Below are 12,230 nucleotides of genomic sequence, written 5' to 3'. Positions count from 1 at the left end.
TAAGATAGGCGGCTGCCCTGCCCTTGGCCACACTCTGGAGACTTGATGCAAGCGCTTGAACAGGCACATTATCTCGCACTGCGCGAAGGCGCCACTGTGCTCGAAGCCGACGGCACCGGCGACAAGGTCCTGCGCCTGGCCGATGGCAGCATGCTCAAACTGTTTCGTCGCAAGCGCCTGCTCAGCTCTGCTGCATGGTATCCGTATGCGCAGCGCTTTGCCGACAACTGTCGGCACTTGCAGGAGCGGCAGATTCCGTGTCCAGTGGTGAAGGCGGTATACCGTATTGGCGCAATCGAGCGCGATGCCGTGCACTATGCGCCACTGCCTGGGCAGACCTTGCGTCAGGTGCTTGAACAGCCTGCCGATCACGACCAACTGCGTGCGCAGCTGGGCCGGTTCATTGCAATTCTGCACGAGCGCGGGGTGTACTTCCGCTCGGCGCACATGGGCAATGTGGTGCTCACGCCTGAGGGTGAGCTGGGCTTGATCGACATCGCCGACCTGCGCATCTTCCGCCGGCCGCTGCGCAAATCGCAGCGGCTGCGCAATTTCAAGCACATGCTGCGCTATCCGCAGGATCGCCAGTGGCTACTCGACGCCGGCGACAGCAGCTTTGTCGACGGCTACCTGGCCGCCCAGCAGCTGTGTAGCCGCGAAGAGCTGACCAGGGTTCTGGCCTGAAACCGCGCAAACCTTGAATTCACCGCGACCTGTAGGAGCGGCCTTGTGTCGCGAAAGGCCAGCGTAGCTGGCCCGCGAAGTCAGCGGCGATGCTGAAGCCGTCGGGCCCGCTCTGCGGGCCTTTCGCGACACAAGGCCGCTCCTACAGGGATCGCGCAAGCTTCTGATCTGTTACCAGCGCGAGCGCTGTTGTTGCTGGACAACCCTGCCCAACACCATCGCTGCCGGCAACAACACCAGCGGCCAAAGCTCATCCGGATTGCCGATCAGCTTGCTGCCATCGAAATTGAGCATCACCAGCGCGCACGCCAGGTACATACCCCACGGATCGCGCAGGCGAATCGCTTCGATCAGGGTCATGGCCATGACGACCAGGAACAGCACCAGCGAAACGCCACCGGTGTACAAGCCCATCGCGACGAAGATGTTATGCGGATGCTGAATGACCATCACCCCGCTGAGCAGCTTGTCGGTGTGGAACTCCACCCCGCAACCCAGCAACCACCCGCAGTTGGCCCATTCGCCAACCATCACCTGGAACAGCTCGAGCCGATATGAATCGCCGCGAGCAAACAGGTTATGGAACCACTGGGCATCCTTGATCACCCACAGCACGATGCCGCCCATCACGGCGAACGCCAGCAGCCAAGGCCCGGCAACGCGCGGGAAGCGCCACAGCGCGTAGCACGCCCAAGCGCTGAACAGGAACGCCGCACCCACCAGCGCTGTACGTGTCTGCAGCACAAAACTGACCGCAACCACCGACAGCACTACAGCTGCAAATGCCTCGATCCAGCGGCGATTACGCACCCATGCAGGCATGGCCAGGGCCAGCGCACAGAACAGCCAGATACTGGCATAGATCACGTTTTCCAAGCGCGCTGGCAGAATCCCTACACGCCCGCCAAAGCGGAATTCGCCCGTCTGGTAGCCATACGTGGCGCAGGCATAAATGTAGAGGCAAATGACCCAGAACAGCGCCCGACCGAACGTTTCCGAGCGGAAGAACTCAGGATTGAGCAAACCGCCGACGATGAACACAAACAACGCCACGTAGAGGATGTGCTTATAGAACTGGCCATCCCCGGCTATCGCCGCCGGCACCAGGAACCACAGCAGAAACACCACCCAGGCCCAGCTCAGTTTGTGCGAAAACAACCCTGCGCCACGCTCCTTGATCAGGAACACCAGCCCAGGCAACGCAACAAACGCGTAGAAAATATTGTTGGTCCACTTCGAAGACGCCATCAGCACATAGCTGAGCAGGAATATGATCACTGCCGCAGCGAAGTATTGCCTGCTTACCGCGCCCCCCTTGCCTATTTTTTCAAACATCCTTCAATACCCATCCAACCAGTAGTCCAATAACGAGCGCAGCCATCAATTTGATGCGCTCCATGCGCTTGCGCCGAAGCTTCTTGACCTTCTCTTCGGGCATTTCCACGTGCTCACCGAAACCGGTGTGCAATACAGCGTCGTTCTCAAGAATCAGTGCGTAGCGGTTGGCGTCGGCATACAGCCGCGACAGGCTCTTCTCGCCCGAATGCGAAGCATACGGCGCGTGCGCCTGGTAATCAGCCAGCCGGCGCAGGCCCGGATTGAAGGAGAACCCCTGCCATTCCGGTTTGTTCGAACCCAGCTGGTAGAACGGGATGCCGGCGTGCACCTGACGCTCGTGCAGGAACACATACGGGCTATGCACCTGCAGGTCATGGGCAAAGCTGCGCAGCCAGACCTGCAAGGCCTGTGGATCGGCTTCAAGCAGGGCCATGGAGTCTTCGATGAAGCCCGGGCGGTAGAACGCCCAGTCATCTTCACAGTGGAACACCCAGAACGTCTTGATCTGCGCGTACGCGGCGTCAACCGAACGCAACTGGCCCAGCTTCGGGTTGTTGATGATAAAGGTCGTGTGCGCACGCCAGTGTTCGGGGATGCACTCGCGCACGGCTTCGTCGCCGGCGTCTTCGGTGATGAACACCTCGCGGATGGGCGCGGTGTTGAAGCGGTCGAAGGTCTCGAGCGTGCGCTTGAGCAGATCGAACCGACCGCAACTGGTCACCATCAGCGTGATCTCGCTGCTTTCACTGAAAAGCATGGTTGTCCTCGATGGTTTAGGGTCGGGCGTTATAGACCCAGGGCGCGACACAGACGTTGCCACGGGCCCGGGTTGTCACGCTGACGCAAAGGGGGACGCATGGCCTCGACGATCGCCTGGCCGATGGCGTGGAAGCTGAAGCGCTGCTCTGCCAATGCCTGGCCATTGCGGGAAATACGCTCGGCCAGGGCGCTGTCGGCACGCAGCACCGCGAGTTTTTCGCGCAATTGCGCAAGGTCGCGGTACAGCACGATGTTGTCCATGTCGACAAAGCCCAGGGCGCGGTTTTCTTCATCACCCTGGTCGTAGGCGAACAGCACACAGCCACAGGCCATGGCTTCGAAGTTCTTGATCATGTACTCGCCCATGCCGACATCGGCACTGACGAAGTAGCGAATGCGGCTGAGGGTCTGGCTGTACTCTTCGCCGGACTTGGTGCGGGTGATGACCAGGTTTTCCACCTCGGCCAACGAGTCGAGCATGGCCTTGCGCCCGGAATAGGCGACGCTGCGCAGGCTGCCGACAAACGCCAGTTCGATATCGCGCTCGCGGTTCTCGTTGCGCAGCAGCGCCTGGTCATAGCCCTTGGGCACGAACACCGCGTCAAAGCCTTCGTCCTGCAGACGGCGGGTGACCACCGCACCAGAGGTGATCACCCGCGCCCACGGCAGGCGGCGGTAATGCGCGCTGAACTTGCCGGTGTACTTGCAGGGGATGTAGTTCTGGTAGGCATCGTGCTCGAGGATGACCAGATTGGGTATCTGGCTGATGAAGCGAACCTGACGGATCTCCTTTTTGAAGCGCAAGAAGAACAGGATGCGGTCGTACTGTTCGACCTGCACATGCTGCTTGAAGTAACCGCGCAGGTCGTCCTGTTCGGCGTCGGTCAGCCAGCGGATATCACACTCGCAACTGGCGGCGATGCCTTCATACAGCCGATCAAGGATGGCGCGCTGCTCTTTCTGGACCAGAAACAGGACTTTCACTGTGGTTTACTCTTGTCGACCAGTGTCTCGACCCAAAACAGTTCGTGGCGACGCACTGCCTTACGGAAGAACTCGTTTTTACCAAATAGCGGCCAACGGCGACCAGCCAGATACTGTTGCAGCAGGCGCCGAACCCGCCTTTTGAGCGGCGCCGGCGGCTGCAGGTCGTGCATCATAGCCAAAGACATGGCCTTTTGCCGCTGTCGCTCAGGCGAGACTTGCAGTGCCCACGGGCACATCCCCGGCTGCGCCTCGAACAACGGCGGCAAGGCCACGCCGTCACCCGCCTCGCCCATCGGCCAGCGGTCGTTGTCATGAAGGTGGTTGGCGTACAGCAGCAGGGTCTGCGGCTGCCACCGGCACGCGGCCAGCGCCTCGCGCAGTGCGTCGTGGGCGCAGACGTGATCGGGGTGCGGGTCGAGCTGCGGATGCGGCAGCACTACGGTGGCCGGTCGCGCGCGCTCGATCAGCTCGCACAGGTCAGCCACCAGGGCCTGCCAGGTCGGCTGACCGTGTGCATCACTCTGAAGGGTGCATTCGTTGAAGCGGCGAAACGGACGCGTGTCGCCCAGGTCGGCCTCACGGGACGCCACTACTGCCTGCGGATCGGCCTGCATCGCGCTCAATTGCATGCAGAAGTACCCGAGCTGCACACTCTGCGCCGATGGCACCCCGGCCCAGCGCGGCACGGCGACGCTGTCCCAACTGCGCAGCTCGCCCTTGAGCCGGGCTGCCTGCACGGTGTCCAGGGCCAGTGTGTCGCGGTAGTACTCATTTTCAATTTCGCCAGCGGTCAGGGTGACGATCCAGCTCTGCTCGGCCTGGGCATACGCTGCAAAGGCCGCCAGTTCGGCATCATCGGCATGCGGCGCGATCACCATCAGGGTGCCGGCAAGGTAGTCGGCGTGGCCGATAACCAGCAGCTCCATTTCAGCTGCCAGCCGGCAGTGGCGCCCGCGCAAACGCAGTTGCCCAGCTGCCAATGCAGCCTCTTGACCACTGAGATTGAGGTAGCGCACGCCCTTGGCGCCGCGCTCGAAGCTTTGCTTGTCGGCGTTGCCGCCTTCGATGACAACGGCAGGGTCAAGCAGCCGACCCAGCAAGCTGGCGCGCAGTTGCACCCGCAGCAGCAGGGTCTGGCTGGCATCCAGTACGCAATCTGCAGGCAGCGTCAGCAGGCCGTCGCGGCTGTGCAGCGGGTAGCGCGCGCAGCCTTGCAGGTCGTACTCGTAATCACTGGCGGCCACGTAGAACAGGTGATCGGAAAACCAGGCTTCATGGCCGACCCACAGCAGCAGCGCGAGTACCGGCGGCAGCCACCACAGCCACAAGCCCGACAGCAACAGAACGCACAACAGCACCAACACAACCAGCCGTTTGCGCTTGCGATGACGATTGAGTAACTGCTGCTTACGTGCGCTCATGGTCAGACCTGATACACCGGCACCGGCGTGCACCAACGCTCCTTGTACTCCCGGTCAGCACGACCGAAGGAGAATCGCAGGGCCTTGTTGCGCGCGCGGGCATCTTCCCAGGCGGCCTGGGTATTGAGGAAACTCAGCACGCTACCGGGGCTGAACGCCTTGGTCTCGGGGTCGACGCCGCCGTTGACGTACTCGACGCTGACCCACTCTGGGGCCTCGACACGGTAGATCAGCTGGATGGCAATCGGTACACCTTCAAGCAATACCACCGAACCGATCAACAGCTCGCGCAGGCGCTCCAGCACTTCAGGCATATGCTGCGCGCCGGTGGCGGCGAAGCCCCAGCGGCGCTGGAACAGGTCGCAATACATGCTGGCGATCTGCGCCGAGGTAAAATCGCTGATCGGCTGCACCTGCCCGCCGGCTTCTTCCAACAGGCGCAGTTCACGGCGCTGGTTGTAGCGAAACTTCTTCGACAGGTCTTCCGGCGCGCGGGCCATGGCCAACTGTTCAGTTTGCGCCTGCAGGCCGCTGAAGCGCCCGTGGTTGAGCTCTGACAGGTAGCGCCCGGCATGCCGCAGCGGCGCCTCGGCAGTGCTGGACGCCGGCAGAATCAGTTCGGCATTGCCCAGGTCGAACAGACCCTTTTTGCCGTGACGCTTGAGTACGTCCTTGGACAATGCCAGGTGGCGACCCCAGGTCGGAATGGCCGCCTGTAAATCACCGCCCTGCTCCCACCCCAGATAGCGGACCGGGATCTGCGCAAGCTCAGCCAACTGCTCGAGCACCCGCGGATGGGTCGCGACGCTGCCGCCGAAGCGCTGCCAGGTCTCGGCATAGGCGGCGGCATCGATGACTTTCCAGCCGCGCTCGCGCACAGCCGGGATGCGGTTGAAGATCACGGCTGCACCGCCAACGCCTGTGCTTGCGGCAACTGCCAGAAGGTCTCGGCGACGGCCTGGTCACTGAAGCGCTCGCGCAAGCGTTGCAGCATGTGCTCGGCACACGCCTGACGCTGCTGGTCGTCCAGCCTGGCCATATGTTCCAGGCCCTGGGCCAACTGCCCGGCATCGCCCAGCGGGAACAGCATGCCAACGCCCTCGACCACTTCGCGGGCACCGCCACAGGCCGTGGCCAATACCGGAACGCCGGCGACCATAGCCTCCAGCAGGACCATGCCGAACGGCTCGTGGTCCGAGCTCAGCGCAAATACATCGAACGCCTTGAAGTAGCGCCGCGCATCCGCCACCTGGCCAAGAAAGTCGACCTGAGCAGCAATACCCAGTTCGACCGCCAGGGCCTTGAGCTGTGGCTCCAGGCGGCCAGTGCCGAGGATCGCCAGGCGAGCACCGGCAGGCAGATTCGGCAGCGCCTGGGCAAATCCTTTGAGCAAGGTCGCCTGGTCTTTGTCCGGGTGCAGACGGCCAACATTGCCGACAATCCACGCCTGTGGGTCGAGGCCAAGTACGCGCCGAGCTTCCGCAGCCGGCACCAGGCTGGCCTGCAGTGCATCGACGTCGATGCGGTTGTACAGGGTTTGAATACGTTCGGCCGGCCACTGCGTCAGGCAGCGGCGCATATCATCGCGCACCGCGTCGGACACGCCGAGCAAGCTCAGGCGCTGGCGGAACAGATTGGCGAAAAGCCGGCGGCTGTTGCGCTGATAGTCGCCGAACGCGTGGTGCACGCCGATCACCGGCAGATCGGTGCCGAGCAAGGCGACATAGATCGGCTTGAAGCGGTGGGCGATGCACAGGGCAAAGTTGCGCTCGGCAGCGATCCGCCGCAGCGCACGTATCGCCCCCAGCTTCAGGCCGCGCACGGCCTTGGAGCTGAATTCGAGAAACAGCACTTCGTCCGAAGCACAGCCCGCGGCTACCTGCGGATCGGCCTTGCCGGTGAGAAACACCGTGGTGACCTGATAACCGCGCCCCTGAAACAGGCTGGCGTACTGACGGGCGCAGTCGAGAAACGGCCCGTCATAACCATGGCAGAACTGCAGAATGCGCGGTTCAGAGCGGCTGGTCATAAGGCGCAGCGCCATCCTTCACGACCAGGATGTCTTCCATGATCAGGTACTGCAGGTCCGAGCCGAAGAACATGTTCAAGGCGTCGGTCGGCGAGCAGATCATCGGTTCGCCACGACGGTTCAGCGAGGTGTTCAGCGACACGCCGTTGCCGGTCAGGTCTTCCAGCGCTTTCATCATGTCGTAGTAGCGCGGGTTGTATTCGCGCTTGAGCACCTGGGCACGCGAAGTGCCGTCCTCGTGGACCACTTCCGGTACACGGGTTTTCCATTCATCCGACACTTCGAAGGTGAAGGTCATGAACGGCGCAGGGTGATCGATCTTGATCATCTGCGGCGCAACGGTGTCGAGCATCGACGGGCAGAAAGGCCTCCAGCGCTCGCGGAACTTGATCTGGTGGTTGATCCGGTCGGCAACCCCGGCAACGCTTGGGCAGCCGATGATCGAACGGCCACCGAGCGCGCGCGGGCCAAATTCCATACGGCCCTGGAACCAGGCCACCGGGTTGCCATCGACCATGATCTTGGCGATCTGCTCGGGCATGTTGTCCAGCTTGCGCCACTGCGGCTGGCTCGGATGGCGAGCGCAGGCGGCAATCACATCTTCGTTGGAGTACGACGGGCCGAGGTAGACGTGTTCCATTTTCTCGACCGGGACGCCACGGGCGTGCGACACGTAGGCAGCAGCGCCGACCGCAGTACCGGCGTCACCGGAGGCCGGCTGCACGAACAGCTCCTTGACGTCCGGGCGGGCGATGATCTTCTGGTTGAGCTTGACGTTCAGCGCGCAGCCGCCAGCGAAGGCCAGCTTGCCGGTCTGCTTGAGGATGTCGCCCAGGTAATGGTCGATCATCTGCAGCGCAAGCTTCTCGAACAGCGCCTGCATGCTCGCCGCGTAGTGGATGTACGGCTCGTCGGCGATATCGCCTTCGCGCTTGGGACCCAGCCACTCGATCAGTTTTGGCGAGAAGTAGAAGCCCTTGCCCTTTTCTTTATAGCGACGCAGGCCGATGACGTTGGCGTATTCGGTGTTGATCACCAGTTCGCCGTTTTCAAAGCTGGCCAGGCGCGAGAAGTCATATTTGCTGGCATCGCCGTATGGCGCCATGCCCATGACCTTGAACTCGCCGTCGAGCATTTCGAAGCCGAGGAACTCGGTGATCGCGCCATACAGGCCGCCGAGCGAGTCCGGATCGAAGAACTCCTTGATCTTGTGGATCTTGCCGTTTTCACCGTAGCCAAAGAAGGTCGTGGCGTATTCGCCCTTGCCATCGATGCCGAGGATCGCGGTTTTTTCTTTAAAGCCCGAGCAGTGGTAAGCACTGGAGGCGTGCGCCAGGTGGTGCTCGACCGGCTCGATCTTGATCTTTTTCGGATCGAAGCCCAGTTGCTCGAGGCACCATACGATCTTGTTGCGATAGCGCTTGTAGCGACGGTTGCCCATCAGCAGCGCGTCGAGGGCGCGGTCCGGGGCATACCAGTAGCGTTTGGCATAGTGCCAGCGGGCCTTGCCGAACAGGCTGATCGGGGCGAAGGGTATGGCGACCACATCGACGTCCGACGGCTTGATGCCGGCCTGCTCCAGGCAGAACTTCGCCGATTCGTAGGGCATGCGGTTCTTCGCATGCTTGTCACGCACGAAGCGCTCTTCTTCGGCGGCGGCAATCAGCTTGCCGTCGATGTACAGGGCCGCGGAAGGGTCATGGCTAAGGGCGCCGGACAGGCCAAGAATCGTCAATGCCAAGGGTCTAGCCTCTTCATTCGGTAGAGATGCGCCAGCGGCCTCATGGGCGGGTGGCGGCTAAAAGGCGGGATTATAACGCAAACGAGAAAGACACACCGCCCCTTGTGGGGGCGACGGTGCGGCAAATCTGCAGGGGTGCAGCAGTGGCTTATTCGGCGATCAGCCAGTCCATCCGGTAGCTGCCAGCGGTCTGCGCCAGCTCCCTGGCCAGCCAAGGCAGCAGCTCCTTGAGCTCCTCTTCCAGGCCCCACGGCGGGTTGGCAATGGCCAGGCCAGAGCCGTTCAGCCCCTGCGGGCTGTCCTGGTGGTGCACGTACAACTCGACCCGCAGCAGCTTCGGCGCGCCGGTACTGGTGAGGTCTTGGTAGAAACGGGTGAGCGAGCGCTGGTCCTTGATCGGGTACCAGATGGCAGCAACGGTCTGACGCATGCGGCCAATCGCCTCTTTCAACGAGCTGGTGCAGCGCTTGAGCTCGTCAGCCTGCTCGAATGGGGGGTCGATCAGCATGATTGCGCGTTTTTCCTGCACCGGCAGCAACGCCCGCGGCACATGCCAACCCTCACCCAGGTGCACCACCACGCGCGGGTCTTTTTTCATGTTTTCTTTAAGCAGCGGCCCGTCTTCAGGGTGCTTCTCGTTGAGCAACGCCCGGTCCTGCTGCCGCATCAGGCGGCGAGCCAGTTCTGGCGACCCAGGGTAGTAGCGCAATTCGCCATCGGCATTCAGGCGCTTGATGACACGCAGGTAGTCGGCAGCCATCGCCGGGACATCATCGCGATTCCACAAGCGTGCAACACCTTCAAGGTATTCACCGGTACGGGTCGACTGATCGCCCTGCAGGTCGTACAGACCAAGGCCGGCGTGGGTGTCTATATAGGCGAACGGCTGCTCCTTGCGCGACATCAGGGCGATGAGGCGGGTCAGCACGATGTGCTTGAGAACGTCGGCATGGTTGCCGGCGTGGAAGGCGTGACGATAGTTCATGGCAACTCCTGCGGGGGTGGCAAGTTTACCTTGTAAGACCGGCGGAGTCAGGTCCGGGCGGCACAGTTCATCCCACCCACCTCACCCCATCTCAGGTAGCCATTCCCCGTTCTTCACCTCAGGCATGGAGTTCAATCTAGCGCTTCCACTAACAAGGAGTACCTGACATGAAAGCCTCCATCACGTTCGACAACACCGGAACACCACTGGTACACGGCGACCTCGGTATCGCCAATGTGCCGTACACCGCTGTACTCGAAGTCACCAAGCCCGATGGCACGGTCGACAACCTGGTCGTAGCATCCTCGCAAAGCACAAAGTGGTCGGTGAACCTCAATGATTACGCTCCTGGCGATTACGACGCCCTGATCCGCCCAAGGGAAGCAAACGCATTTGAAGCAACCCGAGTGAAGTTCTCGCTGTAAGCAGCCTTCACTGAAAAGCAAGCGGCCCGAACAATCTGATTGTTCGGGCCGCTTGCTTTTACCGGGCCAACGCCCAGCGGATCACAACCAGGCAGTCAGCAGCAAAACCGACTGCTGGCAAAAGGGTTACTTGTCAGCGTGATACGCCGCATCAGCAGTCTCGAAACGCTGCACCATCGCCTGCGACGGGCTGCCCAGCTTGCTGACCACAAGGATGGCGATGCTGGCAAGCAGGAAGCCCGGGATGATTTCGTACAGGCCCCAGGTGTCGATCTGCTTCCACAGGATGACGGTCAGGGCGCCAACCACGATACCCGCCAGCGCGCCGTTACGGGTCATGCCCTTCCACAGCACCGAAATCAACACCACTGGGCCAAAGGCAGCACCGAAACCAGCCCAGGCGTAGGCCACCAGGCCCAGCACGCGGTTTTCAGGGTTGGCAGCCATGGCAATGGCGATCAGCGCCACGGCCAACACCATCAGACGGCCGACCCATACCAGCTCGCCCTGCGAAGCATTCTTGCGCAGGAAAGCCTTGTAGAAGTCTTCGGTCAGCGCACTGGAGCAGACCAGCAGCTGGCAGCTCAGCGTACTCATCACCGCCGCCAGAATGGCCGACAGCAGCACACCGGCAATCCACGGGTTGAACAGGATTTTCGCCAGTTCGATGAACACACGCTCATGGTTCTCGGTAACAGGGCCCGCCAGGTCAGGGTGCGCGGAGAAGTAGGCGATGCCGAAGAAGCCAACGGCGCAGGTGCCGGCCAGGCACAGGATCATCCAGGTCATGGAGATGCGACGAGCATTGGCGATCGACTTGACCGACTCGGCAGCCATGAACCGCGCGAGGATGTGCGGCTGGCCGAAGTAGCCCAGGCCCCAGCCCATCAGCGAGATGATGCCGATGAAGGTCGCCCCTTTGAACATGTCGAAGTTGGCCGGGTTCTGCGCTTCGATGGCGAGGAAGGTGGTGTCGAAGCCGCCCGTCGAGATCAGCACGATGATCGGCGTCAGGATCAGCGCGAAGATCATCAGCGAGGCCTGCACGGTGTCGGTCCAGCTCACTGCCAGGAACCCACCGACGAAGGTGTAGGCGATGGTCGCAGCAGCGCCGGCCCACAGCGCTGTTTCGTACGACATGCCGAAGGTGCTTTCGAACAGGCGAGCCCCCGCCACGATGCCGGAGGCACAGTAGATGGTGAAGAACACCAGGATGACTACCGCGGAGATGATCCGCAGCAGGCCGCTCTTGTCTTCAAAGCGGCTGGCGAAGTAGTCCGGCAGGGTCAGCGCGTCGCCGTTGTGCTCGGTCTGCACACGCAGACGGCCGGCCACGAACAGCCAGTTCAGGTAGGCACCAACGGTCAGGCCGATGGCGATCCAGGCTTCGGACAAGCCGGACATGTAGATGGCGCCTGGCAGGCCCATCAACAGCCAGCCGCTCATGTCGGAGGCACCTGCGGACAGCGCGGTGACAACGCTACCAAGGCTACGTCCGCCGAGAATGTAATCGGAAAGGTTGTTGGTGGAGCGATAGGCGGCGAAGCCGATCAGTACCATTGCTGCGATGTAGACCACGAAGGTGATCGTCAGTGGATTGCCCATGGTTGTGCCCTGGCGTTTGTTTTTATTTCATGCAACCTGCCGACAAAGCGGTTGCACCCAGGCGGCGCATGCTATGCAACAACATGAACCGGGTGCAACCATTTTTCATTTGCCAGTTGCACCCTGAAATGTGTTTACACACAAAACGTCGCTTTTAGACACTTTTGTCGCAAACGCCGCGTTTATCAAGGGAAAACGCACCATAATCGAGCAGCGCGACGTCCTGAAACCACGCGCCAGACGAGTTGCACCTCAA

11 protein-coding genes are annotated in these 12,230 nt (G+C 61.6%); 2 read left to right on the top strand and 9 right to left on the bottom strand.

Annotated elements, in window-relative coordinates:
- The first annotated feature begins 45 nt into the window (after positions 1 to 45).
- Positions 46 to 684, top strand: coding sequence for a toluene tolerance protein (locus CXQ80_RS01635; protein ID WP_101315840.1), 639 nt, complete (start codon positions 46 to 48; stop codon positions 682 to 684).
- Between the two features lie 171 nt (positions 685 to 855).
- On the opposite strand, the gene CXQ80_RS01630 is transcribed toward CXQ80_RS01635, so the two are convergent.
- From CXQ80_RS01630 to CXQ80_RS01595, 8 genes are all read right to left on the bottom strand, one after another.
- Positions 856 to 1,932 carry an O-antigen ligase domain-containing protein gene (locus CXQ80_RS01630; protein WP_256585665.1) on the bottom strand — a complete coding sequence of 359 codons (1,077 nt, stop codon included), beginning with the start codon at positions 1,930 to 1,932 and terminating at the stop codon, positions 856 to 858.
- Positions 1,933 to 2,011: 79 nt separating this feature from the next.
- Positions 2,012 to 2,779 (bottom strand): hypothetical protein, encoded by a 768-nt coding sequence (locus tag CXQ80_RS01625; protein WP_101315836.1) that lies wholly within the window; start codon positions 2,777 to 2,779, stop codon positions 2,012 to 2,014.
- A 29-nt stretch (positions 2,780 to 2,808) separates the two neighbouring features.
- Positions 2,809 to 3,765: a glycosyltransferase gene (locus CXQ80_RS01620; protein ID WP_101315834.1), complete on the bottom strand. Its 957-nt coding sequence runs from the start codon at positions 3,763 to 3,765 to the stop codon at positions 2,809 to 2,811.
- Positions 3,762 to 5,189 (bottom strand): PIG-L deacetylase family protein, encoded by a 1,428-nt coding sequence (locus CXQ80_RS01615; protein ID WP_101322929.1) that lies wholly within the window; start codon positions 5,187 to 5,189, stop codon positions 3,762 to 3,764. Before CXQ80_RS01615 ends, CXQ80_RS01620 begins: the two co-directional genes overlap by 4 nt.
- A gap of 2 nt (positions 5,190 to 5,191) precedes the next feature.
- Complete coding sequence (locus CXQ80_RS01610) at positions 5,192 to 6,088, bottom strand: antimicrobial resistance protein Mig-14 (protein WP_101322928.1); 897 nt, start codon at positions 6,086 to 6,088, stop codon at positions 5,192 to 5,194.
- Positions 6,088 to 7,218 carry a glycosyltransferase gene (locus tag CXQ80_RS01605; protein ID WP_101315832.1) on the bottom strand — a complete coding sequence of 377 codons (1,131 nt, stop codon included), beginning with the start codon at positions 7,216 to 7,218 and terminating at the stop codon, positions 6,088 to 6,090. Before CXQ80_RS01605 ends, CXQ80_RS01610 begins: the two co-directional genes overlap by 1 nt.
- The gene (locus tag CXQ80_RS01600; RefSeq protein WP_101315830.1) at positions 7,202 to 8,959 is read right to left on the bottom strand and encodes a carbamoyltransferase; all 1,758 of its coding nucleotides are present in this window, start codon (positions 8,957 to 8,959) and stop codon (positions 7,202 to 7,204) included. Before CXQ80_RS01600 ends, CXQ80_RS01605 begins: the two co-directional genes overlap by 17 nt.
- 148 nt (positions 8,960 to 9,107) lie before the next feature.
- Positions 9,108 to 9,944 carry a 23S rRNA (adenine(2030)-N(6))-methyltransferase RlmJ gene (locus CXQ80_RS01595; RefSeq protein WP_101315828.1) on the bottom strand — a complete coding sequence of 279 codons (837 nt, stop codon included), beginning with the start codon at positions 9,942 to 9,944 and terminating at the stop codon, positions 9,108 to 9,110.
- 167 nt (positions 9,945 to 10,111) lie between these two features.
- Here CXQ80_RS01595 and CXQ80_RS01590 point away from each other — a divergent pair, with 167 nt between their 5' ends.
- The gene (locus CXQ80_RS01590) at positions 10,112 to 10,369 is read left to right on the top strand and encodes a hypothetical protein (RefSeq protein WP_101315826.1); all 258 of its coding nucleotides are present in this window, start codon (positions 10,112 to 10,114) and stop codon (positions 10,367 to 10,369) included.
- A gap of 126 nt (positions 10,370 to 10,495) precedes the next feature.
- Here the strand turns inward: CXQ80_RS01590 and putP are convergent, their stop codons facing one another.
- Complete coding sequence (gene putP, locus CXQ80_RS01585; RefSeq protein WP_101315824.1) at positions 10,496 to 11,974, bottom strand: sodium/proline symporter PutP; 1,479 nt, start codon at positions 11,972 to 11,974, stop codon at positions 10,496 to 10,498.
- Positions 11,975 to 12,230 lie beyond the last annotated feature (256 nt).

Source organism: Pseudomonas sp. 02C 26 (assembly GCF_002843585.1).
In the GTDB taxonomy this organism is placed as follows: Bacteria; Pseudomonadota; Gammaproteobacteria; order Pseudomonadales; family Pseudomonadaceae; genus Aquipseudomonas; species Aquipseudomonas shirazensis.
Note: the sequence above shows the minus strand (reverse complement) of the source record. Positions and strands in the feature narration are given on the sequence as shown.